Genomic DNA, 16,904 nt, shown 5'->3' with positions numbered 1-16,904 from the left:
GAAGGGCCTCGACCTGCCGGGCATCCTCGGCTGATGCAAATCCTGCGCGCCGCCGACCGCACGTGGTCAGCGGCGCCTAGGTCGTTCCCGGGCTGCGTGTCGGGCGTCGACATATCCCCACCAGGGGGATAGGATGAAGACCGTCTACCGCATCGAGAGCTGACCGTGCCCACATTCACCGATCTTTTGGCTCAGGGCGCCGCCCACGCCTGGCTGTTCATCCCCAGCGCCATCCTGCTGGGGGCGCTGCACGGCCTGGAGCCAGGGCATTCCAAGACCATGATGGCGGCCTTCATCATCGCCATTCGGGGGTCGGTGAAGCAGGCGGTGCTGCTCGGCCTCTGCGCGACCCTCTCCCACACCCTGATCGTCTGGATCATCGCGCTGGGCGGGCTCTATCTTTGGCGCGGGGTCAGCACCGAGACGATCGAACCTTATTTTCAGCTGGCTTCGGGCGTCATCATCGTGGCCATGGCGCTCTGGATGCTCTGGCGCGCGCGTCAGGACGACGGTTTCGCGGCCCTGGCGGGCGGCGACCATCACCACGATCACAGTCATGATAGCCACCATCATGACCACGATGACCACGGTCAGCGGATCAACACCGGGCATGGCGTGTTGGCGCTCTCAATTCATGAAATCGGCGCGCCGCCGCGATTCCGCGTCGTGTCTGAGCGCGGCGCGGCCTGGTCCGCCGACGCCGTCGCCCTGGAGACCGAGCGTCCGGACGGCGCGCGTCAGGCGTTCACCTTCGCCGAGCGCGACGGGTATCTGGAATCGCGCGAGGAGATTCCCGAACCTCACGACTTCATGGCGCGCCTGAGCCTCTCGCATGGCGACCACGCCCACAGCTACGACGTGGCGTTTGTCGAGCATGACCATGGCCACGACCACCTTCACGAGGAGGTGCGCGGCCTGGAGCTCTCCACTGGCGGTTATCAGGACGCCCACGAACTGGCCCACGCCAACGACATCCGCCGCCGCTTCGCTGGCCGTGACGTGACGACCGGCCAGATCATGATCTTCGGTCTGACCGGCGGCCTCATCCCTTGCCCTGGCGCGATCACCGTCCTGTTGCTCTGCCTGCAACTGAAGGAATTCGCGCTCGGCGCCGTGCTCGTGCTTTGCTTCAGCATCGGCCTGGCCCTCACCATGGTCGCCTCGGGCGTGCTCGCGGCGTTGAGCGTCAAGCAGGTCTCCAAGCGTTGGTCGGGTTTCGGCGAGGTCGTACGCAAGGCGCCTTACCTGTCGGGCGCGGTGATCCTGGTTGTCGGCGTCTACATCGCCGTCACCGGCTGGCTGCACTTGAGCGCAAGTCTATAGTCGGGGGCGGTGCGAGATGGAGACCTCATGAGCCACGCCCACAATTCCGATCTGATGAATCGGCTGAAGCGCGCGCAAGGCCACTTGGCCACGATCATCAAGATGATCGAGGACAATCGCGACGGCCTGGAGACCGCGCAGCAATTGCAGGCCGTGGTCAGCGCGCTCGACAAGGCCAAGACCATCTTGGTCGCCGACCACATCGAGCATCACCTGGAAGATGTTGTCGGCCCGCTGTCGCGTGAGGCCCGCGAGAAGCTCGGACGACTGACCGACCTGGCGAAATATCTCTGAGGATTTGATGCTAGCCCTGGCCTGCCTGCCTTGCGGATCGGCGATGAACCTGGAGAAGGGGCGTCGGCAGTCCCATGCTTGATCGCCTCCAACGTCGGACGCGAACGCTCCTCGCCATGTGCTGCATGGCGTTGATGACCGTGCTCGTCGCTCAAGGCGCGATCACGACGGTGGACCAGACCCAGCACGCCCTCGGCATCGACCACGCCCCGACCGCCTTGGCCGGGACGGTCTATTACGATCAGGCCGATACGCCGGCCCAGGTGATGGCTGGCCCCGATCGAGCCGAGGCCAAGGACGGCGATCGCAGCCCTGCCCACCATCACGCCGCCGAAGGTCCGCAGCTGGCGACCTTCGCCGCCGAGCGAACGGCCCAGATCGTGCCCGTACGCTTGCCGGTCCCGCCTGCGCCAAGCGTCGACGGCTTGCCGCTATTGGCGCCCATTCCGCTCGAACGCCCTCCCAAGACCGACTCGAAGCTCACCGCCTAACGCGCGTCGGCGATCAGGCCGCGCGCGCCTGACCTCCTGTCTTCGAGAGACCACATGCCCATTTTCCATAGGGGTCGCGCCTTGGCGCGGCTCGCCCCGGCGTCGCAGATCGCGGCGCTGGTCCTGGCGCTGACCGCGCCGGGGGCCGCGCTCGCGCAGGCCAGGCCCGCGCCGCTGACCCTGCCCGAGGCGATCGGACGCGCGGCGACCTTCGACCCTTCCGCGCCCGGCGCCCAGGCCCGTCTGGACGCCGCCCGCGCCGCCCAGCGGCAGGCGGACGTCCGTCTCAATCCAACGCTTGGCCTAGAGGTTGAGAACTTCACCGGTTCCGGCCCGTTCTCGATGCTGGGCCGCAGCGAGACGACGCTGAGCTACCAGCAAACCGTAGAGCGAGGCGGCAAGCGCGCCGCGCGCACCGGCGCGGCGGGCGCTGAGATCGAGGTCACGCGGCTGCGTCACGAGGTGCGCCGCCTCGATCTCATCAAGGAGGTCCAGACCGCCTACGCCGAGGCGCTGGCCGCCGAGGCCGAGCTGCTGATCACCGAGGCCCGGCTGCTTGCAGCTCATAGCTCACAGCAGGACGTCGCCCGCCGCGTCCGCAGCGCCCGCGATCCTCTGTTCGCCGGCGCGCGCGCAGAAACCCTCACCGCGCAGGCTGAGATCGCTCGTGATCGCGCCCGGCAAGCGGCGCTCGACGCCCGGGCCGAGCTCGCCCGCTTCTGGGGCGGGGCGCCCGACTTCGCCTTGGATCTGGAAGGCTTCTTCAAGGTCTCGGCGCCTGACGCGGCGCCGGCCGGCGAGACCGCCGACCTGGCCCTCCTGACTGCACAAAGCGCCCTGGCCGAGGCCCGCATCCAGGTCGAACGCGCCCGCCAAGTCTCCGACCCCGCCTTGCGGGCTGGCGTCCGCTACTTCGGTGATGGTTCGGAGGTGGCGCTGATCGTCGGCGGGACCATTCCGTTGCAGCGCTACGACACCAACAAGGCCGGCGTCGAACGGGCCCAGGCCGAGCGCAACGCCACGCTGGCCGACATCGAGGCGGCTCGTCTCACCCGCGAACGGGACATCGCCCGGCTTGCCGCGCGGCTCTCCGCCTCGGCCGCCGAGTCCGAGCGGATCCGCGCCGAAGTCGTCCCCGCCGCCATCCGCACCGTCGAGCTGGTGCGCGACGGCTTCAACCGCGGCGGCTTCCAGCACCTGGACGTCACCGAGGCCGAGCGCGCCCTGGCCGACGCCCGCGAACGCCGGGTCGTCGTCCTGCGCCAACACCACATCGACCAAGCGGCCCTCGACCGCCTCACGGGCCGCCATGCCGGCCTCGTCACCACCCAAACCGCGGAGACCCGCTGATGTCGCCTGCTTCTTCCCGGCGCCTGGCGCCGCTCGCCCTGATCCTCGCCGCCGGCCTCATGACCGGTTGCGGCGCCAAGTCCGAAAAGGCCGCGCCTGAAGGCGGCCACACCGCCGCGGCCGCCGACTATGAACGCGGACCGCATCGCGGCCGCATGTTGCGCGACGGCGATTTCGCCCTGGAGATGACCATCTTCGAGGACGGCGTGGAGCCCGAGTTCCACGTCTACGCCTACAACAAGGATAAGCCCGTCGATCCCAAGTCGATCAACCTCAGCGTCGAGTTGATCCGCCTCGGCGGCAAGGTCGACCACTTCGCCTTCGCCCCCCAGCAGGACTACCTGCGCGGAAACGGAGTCGTGGCCGAACCCCACTCCTTCGACGTCAAGATCAAGGCGACTGAGGGCGGCCGCCCCCATGCCTGGAGCTACGCCTCCTATGAAGGCCGCACCACCATCAGCGCGCAGGCCGCCAAGGCCGGCGGCGTAAAGACAGAGCAGGCCGGCGCGGCCGTGGTCGGCGATCTCGTCGACATGGCCGGCCGCGTCGAGGTGACCCCCGAAGGCCGGGGCGAGGTTCGCGCCTGGTATCCTGGGCGCATCATGGCGATGAGCGCCGGCCTCGGGCAGCAGGTCCGCAAGGGCCAGGTCCTGGCCCGCGTCGAGTCCAGCAACAGCCTGCAGACCTATTCGATCCCGGCGCCGATTAGCGGCGTGATCGTCGAGAAAAACGCCAATGTCGGCGACGTCGCCTACGAGCAGCCGCTCTATGTGATCGCCGACCCGACGAAGCTGCACGCGGAGTTCTTCGTCTATCCGCGCGACGCCGAGCGCATCAAGGTCGGGCAGGGGGTCGAGGTTCGCGGCCTGTCGGGCGAGGTCAAGGTCCTCTCACAGGTCGAGGCGGTCCTGCCCACCGCCGACCTCGCGAGCCAGACCCTGGTCGCCCATGTCGAAATCCCCGGCGCTCTGGCCGGCAGCTTCCGGCCCGGCATGGGCGTGGAAGGCTCCTTCCAGGTCTCGGCGCGGTCGGTCCCGCTGGCGGTGCGCACCAAGGCGCTGCAGCGTTTCCGGGACTTCACCGTGGTCTTCATCAAGGTCGGCGACAGCTACGAGGTGCGCATGCTCGAACTGGGCGCGCGCACGCCGGAGTGGACCGAGGTTCTCGGCGGTCTCGAGCCGGGCGCGGAATACGTCACCGACGGCGCCTACCTGATCCGCGCGGACATCGAGAAGTCCGGCGCGAGCCATGACCACTAGGCGGGGGGAGGATCATGTCTAAGCAACCCGCCCTCTTGGAGCGGATCGTCGCCCTGTCGATCCGCTATCGCTGGATCGTGCTCGCCCTAGTGATGCTCTCGGCCGCCATCGGCGTGCTGAGCTTCCAGCGCCTGCCGATCGACGCCACCCCGGACATCACCAACGTCCAGGTTCAGATCAACACCGAGGCGCCCGGCTTCTCGCCGCTGGAGGCCGAACAGCGACTCACCTTCCCGGTTGAGACCGCCATCGCCGGCGTGCCGGGCCTGCAATACACGCGCTCGGTCTCGCGCTACGGGCTCAGTCAGGTGACCGCTGTCTTCGAAGACGGGACGGACATCTATTTCGCCCGTCAGCTGGTCAATGAGCGCCTGCAGATCGCCCGTAGTCAGCTGCCGCCAGCCGTGGTCCCGGAGATGGGGCCGATCGCGACGGGTCTGGGCGAAATCTTCATGTACACCGTGGAGGCCAAGCCCGGCGCCCGCCGTCCCGACGGCCAGCTCTACAGCCCCGAAGACCTGCGCACCCTGCAGGACTGGGTGATCCGGCCGCAGCTGCGCAACACGCCCGGCGTCACCGAGGTCAACACCATCGGCGGCTTCGAGCGGCAGTATCACGTCATGCCCTTGCCTGAACGGCTCTCGGCCTACGGCTTGACCATGACCGACGTGATCGGGGCGCTCGAGCGCAACAACGCCAATGTCGGCGCGGGCTATGTCGAGCGGTTCGGCGAGCAATACCTGGTGCGCGTGCCGGGGCAGGCCGCGGGGATCGAAGACCTGCGCGGGATCATCGTCTCCAACCGCGGCGGAATTCCGATCCGGATCGCCGATGTTGCCGACGTCGGGCTGGGCGAAGAGCTTCGCACCGGAGCGGCGACCGAGAACGGCAAGGAGGTGGTGCTCGGCACCGTCTTCATGCTGGTCGGCGAAAACAGCCGGACCGTCGCCCGCGCCGCGGCCGCCAAGTTGGAGGAGGCCGCCAAGGCCCTACCGGCCGGCGTCACCGCCCAGGCGATCTATGACCGCACCGACCTCGTCGACCGCGCCATCCGCACGGTCGAGAAGAACCTGCTGGAAGGCGCCCTGCTGGTTATCGTCGTGCTCTTCCTGCTGCTCGGCAACATCCGCGCGGCCCTGATCACGGCGGCGATCATCCCGTTCTCCATGCTGATGACCATCACCGGCATGGTGCAGACCAAGGTGTCGGGCAACCTGATGAGTTTGGGGGCTCTGGACTTCGGCCTGATCGTCGACGGGGCCGTCATCATCGTCGAGAACTGCCTGCGCCGGTTCGGCGAGGCCCAGCATCGCCTGGGCCGAATCCTGACCAAGGACGAACGCTTCGGCCTGGCGGCCAGCGCCACCGACGAAGTGATCCGTCCCTCGATGTTCGGGGTGCTGATCATCACGCTGGTCTATGTGCCGATCTTCGCGCTGAGCGGCGTGGAGGGGAAGATGTTCCACCCCATGGCCATCACCGTGGTCTTGGCGCTGACTGCGGCGCTCGTGCTGTCGCTGACCTTCGTCCCGGCCGCCGTGGCGCTCTTCGTCACCGGCAAGGTCGAGGAGAAGGAAAGCCCGCTGATGCGTGGCGCGCGCCAGGTCTATGGTCCGGCGCTTGAGGTGGCCCTGCGTTGGCGCACCGCCTTCGTGGCCGGCGCAGTCGCTCTGGTCCTCTTGGCCGGCTTCGCCGCCAGCCGCATGGGCTCGGAGTTCGTGCCGAGCCTGGACGAGGGCGACATCGCCATGCACGCCCTGCGCATTCCAGGCACCAGCCTTAGCCAGGCCATCTCGATGCAGACCGCCCTGGAGGCCAGGATCAAGGCCTTCCCGGAGGTCGAGCGGGTGGTGGCCAAGATCGGCACGGCGGAGGTCGCCACCGACCCAATGCCGCCCTCGGTCGCCGACACCTTCATCATCATGAAGGACCGCAAGGATTGGCCTGATCCGCGCAAGCCGCGGGCCAAGCTGGTCGAGGAGCTGCAGGCCGCCGTCGCGCAGGTGCCGGGCAACAACTACGAGTTCACCCAACCGATCCAGATGCGCTTCAACGAACTGCTTTCGGGCGTGCGCTCCGACGTGGCGGTGAAGGTGTTCGGCGATGATCTGGAGCAGCTCCTCGAGCTGGGCGGGGCGGTGAAGGGCGTCGTCGACGGCATCGAGGGCGCGCAGGACGTCGGTCTGGAGCAGGTCACCGGCCTGCCGGTGCTGCAGGTCACCCCTGATCGGGCCGCCCTGGCGCGGCTGGGCCTCAACATCGAGGACGTCCAGGCCGTGGTCGCCACGTCGCTGGGCGGCTCGGTGGCGGGCCAGATCTTCGAGGGCGACCGGCGCTTCGACATTGTCGTGCGCCTGCCCGAGGAGATCCGGCGCAATGTCGACGAGATCGGCCGGCTGCGCATCCCGCTGCCGGCCGGCGGAACCGGACCACGAGGCTTCGTGCCGCTCTCCGAGGTCGCCAAGGTCGAGGTCGAGATTGGTCCCAACCAGATCAGCCGCGAGGACGGCAAGCGGCGCGTGGTGGTCACGGCCAATGTCCGCGGCCGGGATCTCGGCTCGTTCATCCAGGAGGTGCGGACCAAGGTCGGCGCCGAGGTCGAATTGCCGGCCGGCTACTGGGTGACCTATGGCGGCACCTTCGAGCAGTTGATCTCGGCGGCCAAGCGGCTGCAGCTGGTCGTTCCGGCCGTGCTGCTCTTGATCTTCGGCCTGCTGTTCGCCCTGTTCCGGTCGGTGAAGGATAGCGCCATCGTCTTCTCCGGCGTGCCCTTGGCGCTGACCGGCGGGGTGGCGGCCCTGCTGCTGCGCGGCCTGCCGCTGTCGATCTCGGCCGCCGTCGGCTTCATCGCGCTCTCGGGCGTGGCCGTGCTGAACGGGGTGGTGATGGTCAGCTTCATCCGCAACCTGCTCGCCGAGGGGCGGACGCTGGACGAGGCGATCCGCGAAGGCGCCGTCACTCGGCTGCGGCCGGTCTTGATGACGGCTTTGGTCGCCAGCCTCGGCTTCGTGCCCATGGCCTTCAACGTCGGGGCCGGGGCGGAAGTGCAGCGACCGCTCGCCACCGTGGTGATCGGCGGCGTCCTCTCCTCGACCTTGCTGACCCTGCTCGTCTTGCCGGCCCTCTATCGGCTGGTTCACGGCCGGGCCTGGGCGCGTAAGGCCAAGGCGCAGGCCAGTCTCGTGCCTGACGCCGGCTAGGCTTACCTACGGAGCCCGATGTGATCTCCAGTCGCATCGGGCTCTCGCCTGGACCCTTCACCAAGCTTGAAAGTCGAGCCGAACGGCATACTCTGACCGCACCGGGCCACGCGGGCGCCCGGCCAGGCGGCTTGCCGTCCAAGACCCGCTCCGACAAATCCGGTCCTCACGGCCGGGCAGGAGCGCGCGCCATGGTCGAAGCCTCGTCCGCCCCCTTCACGGTCGCCGTCGTTTGCCGCGGCGACGCGCAGGCTCGCCGTGAGGCGCAGCCGCAAACCAGCCGGCTCAAAGCGGTGTTCGAGGCGCTGGAGCGCCAGGGGATCGCCGCGATCCCGGCCGTCTATGTCGAAGATGAGCTGGAGGATCTCCGAGATCAGCTGCTGGCGGTCGACGGCGTCCTCGTCTGGGTCGATCCCATCTCCGCCGGCCAGCGGCGCACGGCGCTCAATCGGTTGCTGGAGGAGGTGGCCGCCGCCGGCGTCTTTGTCAGCGCCCGCCCCGAGGTGATCGCCAAGATGGGCGTCAAGGCGGTGCTCCACGCCACCCGCGACCTGGGTTGGGGAACCGACACCCGGCTCTACGACACCGCCTCGGTCTTCGAAGCCGAGTTTCCCTCCGTGCTGACGCAGGCGGGGCCGCGGGTCCTCAAGCAGGATCGCGGCAATGGCGGCATCGGGGTCTGGAAGGTCGAGGTCCTGGACAGCGGGGCCGTTCGCGCCCAGGAGGCCCGCGCCGAGGCTGAGCCGCGGACGCTCCGCTTGGCCGACTTCATGACCGAGCGGGGCGCCGACTTCGCCGACGGCGGCCGGCTGATCGACCAACCCTTCCAGCCTCGACTGCCTGAGGGAATGATCCGTTGCTACATGTCCGGCGCTCATGTGGTCGGGTTCGGCTGTCAGATCATTCGGGGGCTGATGTCTGCGGACGCCGGTCCGCCTGGTCCTAGGATCATGTCCGGTCCGGACGACCCGCAGTTCCGAGCCCTGCGCGCCAACATGGAGCATGACTGGACGCCTGGCCTTGTGCGTCGCCTGGAGATCGCGCCGGAGGCCCTGCCGGTGATCTGGGACGCTGATTTTCTCTTGGGACCCAAGACAGCCGACGACGCCGACACCTACGTGCTCTGCGAGATCAATGTCAGCTCGGTGTTCCCGATCCCCGAGCCGGCGCCGGACGCCTTGGCCAGGACCACTCTGCACCGCCTGGCCGCCAGGCGGCGGGCTCAGGCTTAACTCCCCTTCCGCCAATGGAGGCTCCCATGATCGACCCCAATCCCGACCGTCGCCTGTTGCTCGGCGGCATGGCCATGGCCACCGCCGCCCTCGCAGTCGCGCCGGCGATCGCGCAGCCTGCGCCGGCGGGCGCGGGGTCTTCAGGCTTCACGCCGCAGCCGCTGCCCTTCGACCCCAAGGCCGTGCCGGGCCTCTCAGAGAAGCTCTTGGTGAGCCACCACGACAACAACTATGTCGGCGCGGTGAAGCGCCTGGGCGCGATCCGGGGCGACCTCGGCAAGCTCGATGTCGCCACCGCTCCGGGCTACGCGATCAACGGCCTCAAGCGCGAGGAACTGATCGCCTGGAACTCGATGATCCTGCACGAGCTCTACTTTGCGGGCCTGGCCCCGGCCGCCGCGCCGAGCACGGCGTTGGCCCAGGCGGTCGAGCGGGACTTCGGCAGCCAGGCGCGCTGGGCGGCCGAGTTCGCGGCCATGGGCAAGGCGCTGGGTGGCGGATCAGGCTGGGTGCTGCTGACCTGGAGCCGGCGCGATGGGCGACTGGTCAACACCTGGGCGGCCGACCACACCATGACGCTCGCCGATGGCGCGCCGCTGCTGGCCCTGGATATGTACGAGCACGCCTATCAGATGGACTACGGCGCCAAGGCCGGGGCCTATGTCGACGCCTTCATGAAAGCGGTCTCATGGGGGCGCGCCAATGAAGTCTTCGTGCGGGCCTCACGCGCCTGACATGTTGGCGAGCGTGAAGGTCCCCGCGCACGGGGTGACCGTCTGAGATGGCGGATTGCAGCCGGGAATTACTGGGAATCGCCCAGTGAACTCGGGCCGGTATCAGAGATCACTGGAACTAGAGCCAGTTTACCCAAAAGGGGTTGGCGGTGAGAGAGGGATTCGAACCCTCGTTACGGTTTCCCGTAAACACGCTTTCCAAGCGTGCGCGATCGACCACTCCGCCACCTCACCACAGGCCCTGAGGGACGGTGAGGCCCCTCGCGGAAGGCGCGCAATATACTCATGGAGACCTCGCGAGCAAGCGGCGTCAGGCATTGGCCTAAAAGGAATTGCGGTTGAACAGCGAAAGGGCCTCGCGGCGGCGCAGTTGAAGCTCCAGCTTGGAGGCCTCCAACCGCCATGCAGCAAGGCGTTTGCGGGGGTTTGGCGGGCCGGCGCGGAGGGCCTGGGCGACGTCGGCGAGGCGGCGGTCGGCGGCGCGTAAAGCCGCGCGTTCGGCGCTCAATTGGGGGCCGGCGTAGCGTTCGTCGATCAAACCGAGTCGCGCGCGGGCCGCTGAGACCATCACCAGGGCGGTCGCGGTGTCGGGCGCGGTCTCGGCGGCGAGGGCCGCGCGGCGGGTGTCGTCCATCAGGCCGCTCATGGTGACCGCGCGGCTCGCGGCGGCGGGGCAGGCCTGCGGCGACAGGGCGCGGACATAGTCGGCGAGGCCGGTCAGGACGGCGGGCGGCGGCTCTGGGCCGTCGAACTCCTCGACGATCAGGCCGTGGATAAAGGGCGCCAGGGCGCCCGGCGCGACCTTCAACCGCGCGCGGTCGCCGGCGAGGTCGGGGATCGGCAGAGGATCATCGACGCCGTCGCCGCGATGCGAGGAAAACAGCGAGGACGTGACGTCGGCCGTGCCGGGCCGGCCGGAGACGCCGGGGAACAGGAAGCCCGCGTTGCTCCGTCCGCCGCGATGGCAGCTTTCGCAGGACAGGCCGGCGCGGGCGGCCTGTCCGCCCAGCAGCACCGGGGTGCGGAACGCGGCGCGGCCTATCTCCACCGAGGCGCGGTGGGCGGCGTCGGTAAAAAGCGTCAGGCACTCGGCGGGCTCGACGGTGAGGACGGCGGCGGGATCGGCGCCCGGCGCCAGCCAGCCCATGGCGCGCAGGGCAAACCCCTCGGCGGCGGCCAGGCCGGTCAGGATCAGCGCGGCGCCCGCGCCTAGAGCGAGGGATCGCCGCCGATGTCGATCCAACGGCGCAGCTCCTCGGCCTCGGCGCAGCCATAGGCGCAGGTGTGGTCGAGCCGGGCGAGTAGGGCTTTGGCGCCGCTGATGTCGCCGCGCTCCACCTTCAACTCGCCGTAGTACTCGGTGGCGCCCTTGTGGGCGGGGGCTATGGCCAGGGCCTGGCGGTAGTAGGTCTCGGCGCGGGCGTAGTCGCCCTTCTTGCGCCAGGCGTAGCCCTGGTAGGTGAGGATGTCGGGGTGAGGGCCGAAGGCCTCGCGGGCGCGGTTCAGGGAGGCCAGGGCCTCGTCGTAGCGGCGCTCGTTGATCAGACCGACGGCCTGGAGATAGACGCGGTCGCCGCGCTCGGGGCCGGCGAAGATCATCGGGCGGGTCAGGGCGGCGGTCGGGACCCCGCCCATGGCGCTTTCGACGGCCGAGGTCGCGGCCTTCAGCGCCTCGGCGTCGGCGCAGGTTCCGCAGGTCGCGGCCCTAGCCTTGAGCCAGTCGAGTTGCTCGGCGGCCTTGGCGTCCTTCAGGCCGCCTAGCGCCACGCCCAGGCCTTGCCGGGCCTGGATATTGTCGGGGTCCAGCTTGACCGCGCGGTCATAGGCCTTGCGCGCGCCCTTCAGGTCGTTCTGGCCAACGTTGGCGAGCCCCAGCAGTCGCCAGGCCTCGGCGTTCTTGGGCGCGGCCTCGACCACGTGATTCAGGGCCCGCTCGGCGTCCTTGTATTGCTGGGCGTTCAGGGCCGCGACGCCCTTCATGTATTCCGCAGCGGGATCGTAGGAGGGAGCTGAGACAGAGGGCATGTCGCCGCCCCCTCCGCCGCCTCCAGAGGCCAGGACGTGCCCGGCGCTCGCGAAGCTGATCACGATCCCCGCGCATAGGGCGAGGCGAAATGAACTCATCGGCGCGTCTCCCTAAGGCATGGTCGCAGTATTCCACGAAAACGGCGTTCTGTCAGTGACCTCCAGGTTGCGGGATAGCGCGGGGCAAGACGTGCATTCGCGGCCGCGTGCTCCTATGTTCTCATTCAAATCCATCGATCAGGCGCCCCCATGCTTTTCGCCAAAAAGACCCTCGACCTTCCGACCGCCGCCGCCGCCCTGCCGGGTCGTTCCAGCCCGCTGCCGACCGCCGAACTGCACTTCATCAACGGCCGGGCTCTGAAGGGCCCCTATCCCGACGGGCTGGAGATCGCCGACTTCGCGATGGGCTGCTTCTGGGGCGTGGAGCGCAAGTTCTGGTCGGTCCCCGGCGTCTGGGTGACGGCGGTCGGCTATGTGAACGGCCTCACCCCGAACCCGACCTATGAGGAGGTCTGCAGCGGCGGCACCGGCCATACCGAGGCGGTGCGCGTGGTCTATGATCCGCGCGTCGTCACCTATGAGGACCTGCTGAAGCTGTTCTGGGAGAACCACGACCCGACCCAGGGCATGCGCCAGGGCAACGACATCGGCACCCAGTACCGCTCGGGGATCTATGTCCACAACGACGCTCAGGCCTCGGCGGCCGTGGCCTCGCTGCAGGCCTACCAGCAGGCGCTGTCGGACAAGGGCTATGGCGCGGTGACCACCGAGATCGCCGAGGCGCCGGAGTTCTACTTCGCCGAGGACTATCACCAGCAGTACCTGGCCAAGAACCCGAACGGCTATTGCGGGATCGGCGGCACGGGCGTGACCTGCCCAATCGGCGTGGGCGTCCAGGCTTGACGCCGGAGGCGTTCGACGCCGCGGCGCGCGCCCTGCGGGGCGCGACCATGGACGTCCAGTGGGGCGACGACCACATCTACAAGGTCGGCGGCAAGATGTTCGCGGGCACGGACGGCGCCTATTCGAACTGCTCGTTCAAGGTCAGCGACATCGCCTTCGAGATGCTGACCACGTCCGGTCGTGCGCGGCCCGCGCCCTATATGGCGCGGGCCAAGTGGGTAATGTTCGACGACCTCGCCGCGCTAGACGGGGCTGAGGTGGCCGATTGGCTGAAAACCTCGCACAGGTTGGTCGCAGCCAAGCTGACCCGCAAACAGCGCGTCGAGAGCGGCCTGGCATGACGCGCGAGGACGTGGAGGCCACGGCCCTGGCGCTGCCGGCGGCGACGAAGGTCGTCCAGTGGGGCGGGGCTGATGTCTACAAGGTCGGCGGCAAGGTGTTCGCGATCTGCGGCCTGGCCGGCGGCCTGTCGTTCAAGGTGACCGAGATCGGCTTCATGGTGCTGACCGACGACGGTCCCGGCCGGCAGGCGCCGTACCTGGCGAAGGGCGGCTGGGTCATCGTCGGTCTGGATGACCTCGAGGCGAGCGAGGTCGGCGGCTGGCTGGCCACGTCCCATGACCTGATCGCGGCCAAGCTGACCCGCAAGCTGCGGGCCGAGCTGGGGCTCGCCTAGAGCTTTTCCAGCATTCGCCGCAGGTCGCCGACCGCGCGGGCCGCGGGCGATTTCCGCTGGCGGGTGAACAGCAGGGTCAGGGCCGCCAAGGTGGTGGCGATGAAGGCGGCGGGACCGAACAGCCAGGCCGCGGCGGCCAGCGCGAAGTAGTAGCCGCGCACCCCGCGATTGAACGAGGACAGCGCCGGGTTCATCAGCCGCGCGGCGGTGTCGCCATAGGCGCGTTGGAACTCCTTGTCCTCGGTGTCCGGGGCCGCGCCGATGACCGCCAGGCAGTAGTTCATCTGCCGGATCGCCCAGATGAAATCGAGCAGGCCGCGGGCCAGGGCCAGCAGCACCAGGGCGATCTGGGCCTCGAACAGCAGCCGCGAGGAGGTCTTGAGCACCATCAGGCTCGAGGCGCTGCGGAAGGCGCCTTCGCCTCCGAACAGCACCCCGGCCGCCCCGGCGATCAAGATCAGGTTGGAGGAGGCGAAGAACGAGGCCGAGTTCAGGGTATGGCCCAGCAGCTGGCCGTCCATGAACTTGTTCTCGCGGCCGGCCATGTTCCGCATCCAGCCGGCGCGGATCACCGTCATGTCGGTGTTGATCACGCCCTTGCCGCGGGCGACGGCCTTCAGCAGCGGCTCGTAGGCGGTCCAGGCGACGATGAAGATCGCCAGCGCGATCATGTCGTAAGCCGAGAGGGCTTGGAGGAATTGCATGGCCTCAGTCCTCGGTGATCAGGCTGTCGCGGTTGGTGTTGCGCAGGCGCAGAGCCACAACGAACGCCAGCGCCATCATCGCCGATACATAGATGTAGGAACCGCTTTCCATACCCTGCTGCTTGAACCAAAGCGCCACATATTCCGCGGTGCCGCCGAACAGGGCGTTGGCGACGGCGAAGGGCAGGGCGACGCCGAGCGCGCGGACATGGGCCGGGAACAGTTCGGCCTTCACCAGGCCGCTGACCGCCGTGTAGCCGGAGAGCACGACCAGCAGCAGGGTCATCAGTCCGAAGGCGGCGAAGGCGTTCTTGGTCTCGGCGATGGCGCTCATCACCGGATAGGTGAGGATCGCGCCGGCCCCGAAGGTGAAGGCGATGGTCCGGTGACGGCCGAGCCGGTCGGAGAGATGGCCGAACAACGGCTGGCAGCACATGTAGAGGAACAGCGCCGCGGCGGTGATCGTGGTCGCGGTGTTCTTGGAGAAGCCCGAGGTGTTGACCAGGAATTTCTGCATGTAGGTCGTGTAGGCGTAGAAGGCGAGCGAGCCGCCGGCCGTCAGGCAGAAGATGATCGCGCTCTCGCGCGGGTGCTTCAGGAACAGCAGCATGGTGGTCGCGCGCGGGGCGCCGGAAGCCTGAGCCGCCAGGAACGAGGGGCTCTCGTCGAGGCTGCTGCGGATCCAGAACACGACCACGGCCAGCAGCGCGCCGATGATAAACGGGATGCGCCAACCCCAGGCCTCCAGGTCGGCCTTGTCCATCACGTTCTGCAGGACGATCAGCACCGCCAGGGCCAACAACTGGCCCATGATCAGGGTCACGTACTGGAAGCTGGACCAGAAGCCGCGGCGGGCGCGGCCGGCCATTTCGGACATGTAGGTGGCGCTGGCGCCGTACTCGCCGCCCACCGACAGCCCTTGCAGCAGGCGCGCCAGCAGCAGGATCACCGGGGCGGCGGCGCCGACCGTGGCGTAGCTGGGCGCCACCGCGATGACCAGCGACCCCGCGCACATCATGGCGACCGCCAGCGACAGCGCCGCCTTGCGTCCGGCCCGGTCGGCGTAGAGGCCCATCATCCAGGCGCCCAAGGGCCTGGCCAGGAAGCCGACCGCGAAGATCGCGGCGGCCTGCAGCAGTTGAGCGGTCTGCTCGCCCTCGGGGAAGAAGTGCTGGGCGAAGTAGAGGGTGAAGGCGGAATAGGCGAACCAGTCGTACCACTCGACCAGATTGCCGGCCGATCCGCCGAGGATGGCCCGCAGCCGCTGGAGGGGCGTGAGCCCTGGCGTCAGGATATCCCTCGGCGCCTGAGCGTCGACTCCCGTCTCAGCGGCCGTCATGCAGTTCCCCCCGATATTTTCGGGGATGCTAGGGGGCGCGGCGGGTGAAGGCTAGAGGCGTCCCATCAGGACCAGGATCAGCACGATCACCAGCACCAGGCCAAGGCCGCCCGACGGGAAATAGCCCCATGAGCGTGAATGGCCCCAGGTGGGTAGCGCCCCGATCAGCAACAGGACGAGGACGATGAGCAGGATGGTCCCGAGGCCCACGATATTCATCTCCCTTGATGCCGGCGCTATGTCGTCGGTCTAGTTCGAGACGAACGAACCGCCCTGACGGTGGTTCCGCTCGGAGGCCTAGTCGGCGACGTCGGCGGTGTGGATCGCCGCGTCGTCGTTCTTGATCTTCAGCGCATAGAGCAGGCCGATGAACCAGCCCTTCACGATCGGCAGCAGCAGCAGGGTGGCGATGGCCAGCGGGATCAGGGTGGCCGGCAGTATGATCGCGGTCGGCGCCTCCCAGATGATCGGGAAGAACAGCAGCGGTCCGACGATCAGGTGGCCGACGATCAGGATGGTGAAATAGGCCGGGCCGTCGTCGGCCGGGTATCTGGCCAGGTCGTGACCACAGACGCCGCAGCGCGGCTCGACCTTCAGATAGCGCCAGAACAGCTTGCCCTCGCCGCAAGCCGGACACCGGCCCTTGAGACCGCGGAGCATCGACTGAACAAACATCTATACGACACCTGGAAGCTGACCTGGGTTCGTATGCGCCCTGGCGCTCGGGGAGGGAAGAGGGCTTGCCGCCGCAGGGGGCGAGGCGGAACGCCTGAGCCCTTCAGGTCTTTCCTTCTGCAGAAGGAACCAGGTCATGACCGACGAACGCCCGCCCCGCGAAAAGCCGCCGCACGGGCATACAGGGCCGACCACGGCGGCCGAGGACAGCTCACGCGAGGCCAACCCGGCGGTGGTGCCGCCGAGCGAAAAGGCCAGGATCGCCGAAGAGGCCTCGCGCGAGGAAGACGCTTAGAGTTAGCGCTTCATGTCGTTGGCGGCGCCGGACACCGCCGCGCCGGCGGCCTGGGCGTCACGCCCGAGGCCCGCGACGGTGTTGCAGCCCGCCGTCAGCAGGGCGGCGGCGGTCACGGCCAGGATGATGATCTTGCGCATGGGTGGTTCCCCCGAATGGTGTCGAAGCCTCATGGCGACGCTTCAGGGCTCTTTTTAGGCGAGCCTGGGCGGCATCGGCAATCGCGGCGGCTCTCCCTTCCCTCGGGAGAGGCCGGGTGAGGGGGCGTCGCGCAGCGGCGCAAAGGCGACGAGCGCCCGTGTCGCTGAGAGGCCCGCCCCTCACCTAACCTCTCCCGAGCGGGGCCTGTTGCGTTACGGCTGGCGCTGACGAGTTGGAGCCAAGCTATCCGTTAGGAGCCGCTT

General features: G+C 68.4%; 19 protein-coding genes and 1 tRNA gene. 12 read left to right on the top strand and 8 right to left on the bottom strand.

Translation table 11 applies throughout. The features are described 5' to 3' along the window. The first annotated feature begins 165 nt into the window (after positions 1 to 165). The 8 genes from ASE02_RS13340 (at position 166) to ASE02_RS13305 (ending at position 9,883) form a co-directional block, all read left to right on the top strand. Positions 166 to 1,323 carry a nickel/cobalt efflux transporter gene (locus ASE02_RS13340; protein WP_056735000.1) on the top strand — a complete coding sequence of 386 codons (1,158 nt, stop codon included), beginning with the start codon at positions 166 to 168 and terminating at the stop codon, positions 1,321 to 1,323. A gap of 27 nt (positions 1,324 to 1,350) precedes the next feature. Then, complete coding sequence (locus ASE02_RS13335; protein WP_056734998.1) at positions 1,351 to 1,617, top strand: metal-sensing transcriptional repressor; 267 nt, start codon at positions 1,351 to 1,353, stop codon at positions 1,615 to 1,617. Positions 1,618 to 1,751: 134 nt separating this feature from the next. After that, positions 1,752 to 2,108 (top strand): hypothetical protein, encoded by a 357-nt coding sequence (locus tag ASE02_RS13330; RefSeq protein ID WP_156406039.1) that lies wholly within the window; start codon positions 1,752 to 1,754, stop codon positions 2,106 to 2,108. A gap of 54 nt (positions 2,109 to 2,162) precedes the next feature. Next, complete coding sequence (locus tag ASE02_RS13325; protein WP_082602056.1) at positions 2,163 to 3,458, top strand: TolC family protein; 1,296 nt, start codon at positions 2,163 to 2,165, stop codon at positions 3,456 to 3,458. Beyond that, on the top strand, positions 3,458 to 4,717 hold the full coding sequence (locus tag ASE02_RS13320; RefSeq protein ID WP_056734992.1) for an efflux RND transporter periplasmic adaptor subunit: 1,260 nt from the start codon (positions 3,458 to 3,460) through the stop codon (positions 4,715 to 4,717). Before ASE02_RS13325 ends, ASE02_RS13320 begins: the two co-directional genes overlap by 1 nt. Positions 4,718 to 4,731: 14 nt before the next feature. Continuing rightward, positions 4,732 to 7,917 (top strand): efflux RND transporter permease subunit, encoded by a 3,186-nt coding sequence (locus ASE02_RS13315; protein WP_056734990.1) that lies wholly within the window; start codon positions 4,732 to 4,734, stop codon positions 7,915 to 7,917. Between the two features lie 191 nt (positions 7,918 to 8,108). Next, on the top strand, positions 8,109 to 9,149 hold the full coding sequence (locus tag ASE02_RS13310) for a Cj0069 family protein (protein ID WP_056734988.1): 1,041 nt from the start codon (positions 8,109 to 8,111) through the stop codon (positions 9,147 to 9,149). A gap of 26 nt (positions 9,150 to 9,175) precedes the next feature. Then, positions 9,176 to 9,883 carry a superoxide dismutase gene (locus ASE02_RS13305; RefSeq protein WP_082602055.1) on the top strand — a complete coding sequence of 236 codons (708 nt, stop codon included), beginning with the start codon at positions 9,176 to 9,178 and terminating at the stop codon, positions 9,881 to 9,883. A gap of 144 nt (positions 9,884 to 10,027) precedes the next feature. On the opposite strand, the gene ASE02_RS13300 is transcribed toward ASE02_RS13305, so the two are convergent. From ASE02_RS13300 to ASE02_RS13290, 3 genes are all read right to left on the bottom strand, one after another. Further along, positions 10,028 to 10,117 (bottom strand) — tRNA-Ser (locus ASE02_RS13300). Positions 10,118 to 10,205: 88 nt separating this feature from the next. Further along, positions 10,206 to 11,126, bottom strand: coding sequence for a hypothetical protein (locus tag ASE02_RS13295; protein WP_056734986.1), 921 nt, complete (start codon positions 11,124 to 11,126; stop codon positions 10,206 to 10,208). Continuing rightward, a complete protein-coding gene (locus ASE02_RS13290) occupies positions 11,093 to 12,007 on the bottom strand; it encodes a lipopolysaccharide assembly protein LapB (protein WP_082602054.1) in 915 nt (304 codons plus the stop codon). Before ASE02_RS13290 ends, ASE02_RS13295 begins: the two co-directional genes overlap by 34 nt. Before the next feature lie 150 nt (positions 12,008 to 12,157). Here ASE02_RS13290 and msrA point away from each other — a divergent pair, with 150 nt between their 5' ends. The 3 genes from msrA to ASE02_RS13275 are packed head-to-tail and all read left to right on the top strand — an operon-like array spanning position 12,158 to position 13,487. Then, positions 12,158 to 12,811 carry a peptide-methionine (S)-S-oxide reductase MsrA gene (gene msrA / locus ASE02_RS13285; RefSeq protein ID WP_056734982.1) on the top strand — a complete coding sequence of 218 codons (654 nt, stop codon included), beginning with the start codon at positions 12,158 to 12,160 and terminating at the stop codon, positions 12,809 to 12,811. After that, entirely contained in the window at positions 12,808 to 13,152 is a 345-nt protein-coding gene (locus ASE02_RS13280) for an MmcQ/YjbR family DNA-binding protein (protein ID WP_056734981.1), read from the top strand. Before msrA ends, ASE02_RS13280 begins: the two co-directional genes overlap by 4 nt. Continuing rightward, entirely contained in the window at positions 13,149 to 13,487 is a 339-nt protein-coding gene (locus ASE02_RS13275) for an MmcQ/YjbR family DNA-binding protein (RefSeq protein ID WP_082602053.1), read from the top strand. The genes ASE02_RS13280 and ASE02_RS13275 overlap by 4 nt, the downstream gene beginning before the upstream one ends. Here the strand turns inward: ASE02_RS13275 and ASE02_RS13270 are convergent. From ASE02_RS13270 to ASE02_RS13260, 4 genes are all read right to left on the bottom strand, one after another. Continuing rightward, the gene (locus tag ASE02_RS13270; RefSeq protein ID WP_056734979.1) at positions 13,484 to 14,191 is read right to left on the bottom strand and encodes a DUF599 domain-containing protein; all 708 of its coding nucleotides are present in this window, start codon (positions 14,189 to 14,191) and stop codon (positions 13,484 to 13,486) included. The two genes, ASE02_RS13275 and ASE02_RS13270, sit on opposite strands and share 4 nt — an antisense overlap. 4 nt (positions 14,192 to 14,195) lie before the next feature. Next, a complete protein-coding gene (locus ASE02_RS13265; protein WP_082602052.1) occupies positions 14,196 to 15,530 on the bottom strand; it encodes an MFS transporter in 1,335 nt (444 codons plus the stop codon). Between the two features lie 51 nt (positions 15,531 to 15,581). Further along, entirely contained in the window at positions 15,582 to 15,749 is a 168-nt protein-coding gene (locus ASE02_RS22005) for a DUF3309 family protein (protein ID WP_082602051.1), read from the bottom strand. A gap of 78 nt (positions 15,750 to 15,827) precedes the next feature. Further along, positions 15,828 to 16,190 carry a DUF983 domain-containing protein gene (locus tag ASE02_RS13260; protein ID WP_235536693.1) on the bottom strand — a complete coding sequence of 121 codons (363 nt, stop codon included), beginning with the start codon at positions 16,188 to 16,190 and terminating at the stop codon, positions 15,828 to 15,830. A gap of 151 nt (positions 16,191 to 16,341) precedes the next feature. On the opposite strand from ASE02_RS13260, the gene ASE02_RS22350 reads away from it, so the two are divergent. Then, positions 16,342 to 16,500: a hypothetical protein gene (locus ASE02_RS22350; protein ID WP_156406038.1), complete on the top strand. Its 159-nt coding sequence runs from the start codon at positions 16,342 to 16,344 to the stop codon at positions 16,498 to 16,500. 2 nt (positions 16,501 to 16,502) lie between these two features. Here the strand turns inward: ASE02_RS22350 and ASE02_RS13255 are convergent, their stop codons facing one another. Continuing rightward, positions 16,503 to 16,640, bottom strand: a complete 138-nt coding sequence (locus ASE02_RS13255; RefSeq protein ID WP_056734975.1) for an entericidin A/B family lipoprotein — start codon at positions 16,638 to 16,640, stop codon at positions 16,503 to 16,505. Between the last annotated feature and the right edge of the window lie 264 nt (positions 16,641 to 16,904).

The sequence above is a fragment of the Phenylobacterium sp. Root700 genome (assembly GCF_001429025.1).
Classification (GTDB): Bacteria; Pseudomonadota; Alphaproteobacteria; order Caulobacterales; family Caulobacteraceae; genus Phenylobacterium.
Note: the sequence above shows the minus strand (reverse complement) of the source record. Positions and strands in the feature narration are given on the sequence as shown.

Bases quoted from the DNA above. Each gene is read 5' to 3' on its own strand.
- ASE02_RS13335 (WP_056734998.1), top strand. From the start codon at position 1,351: ATGAGCCACGCCCACAATTCCGATCTGATGAATCGGCTGAAGCGCGCG.
- ASE02_RS13330 (WP_156406039.1), top strand. From the start codon at position 1,752: ATGACCGTGCTCGTCGCTCAAGGCGCGATCACGACGGTGGACCAGACC.
- ASE02_RS13325 (WP_082602056.1), top strand. From the start codon at position 2,163: ATGCCCATTTTCCATAGGGGTCGCGCCTTGGCGCGGCTCGCCCCGGCG.
- ASE02_RS13320 (WP_056734992.1), top strand. From the start codon at position 3,458: ATGTCGCCTGCTTCTTCCCGGCGCCTGGCGCCGCTCGCCCTGATCCTC.
- ASE02_RS13315 (WP_056734990.1), top strand. From the start codon at position 4,732: ATGTCTAAGCAACCCGCCCTCTTGGAGCGGATCGTCGCCCTGTCGATC.
- ASE02_RS13310 (WP_056734988.1), top strand. From the start codon at position 8,109: ATGGTCGAAGCCTCGTCCGCCCCCTTCACGGTCGCCGTCGTTTGCCGC.
- ASE02_RS13305 (WP_082602055.1), top strand. From the start codon at position 9,176: ATGATCGACCCCAATCCCGACCGTCGCCTGTTGCTCGGCGGCATGGCC.
- ASE02_RS13290 (WP_082602054.1), bottom strand. From the start codon at position 12,007: ATGAGTTCATTTCGCCTCGCCCTATGCGCGGGGATCGTGATCAGCTTC.
- msrA (WP_056734982.1), top strand. From the start codon at position 12,158: ATGCTTTTCGCCAAAAAGACCCTCGACCTTCCGACCGCCGCCGCCGCC.
- ASE02_RS13275 (WP_082602053.1), top strand. From the start codon at position 13,149: ATGACGCGCGAGGACGTGGAGGCCACGGCCCTGGCGCTGCCGGCGGCG.
- ASE02_RS13270 (WP_056734979.1), bottom strand. From the start codon at position 14,191: ATGCAATTCCTCCAAGCCCTCTCGGCTTACGACATGATCGCGCTGGCG.
- ASE02_RS13265 (WP_082602052.1), bottom strand. From the start codon at position 15,530: ATGACGGCCGCTGAGACGGGAGTCGACGCTCAGGCGCCGAGGGATATC.
- ASE02_RS22005 (WP_082602051.1), bottom strand. From the start codon at position 15,749: ATGAATATCGTGGGCCTCGGGACCATCCTGCTCATCGTCCTCGTCCTG.
- ASE02_RS13260 (WP_235536693.1), bottom strand. From the start codon at position 16,190: ATGCTCCGCGGTCTCAAGGGCCGGTGTCCGGCTTGCGGCGAGGGCAAG.
- ASE02_RS22350 (WP_156406038.1), top strand. From the start codon at position 16,342: ATGACCGACGAACGCCCGCCCCGCGAAAAGCCGCCGCACGGGCATACA.
- ASE02_RS13255 (WP_056734975.1), bottom strand. From the start codon at position 16,640: ATGCGCAAGATCATCATCCTGGCCGTGACCGCCGCCGCCCTGCTGACG.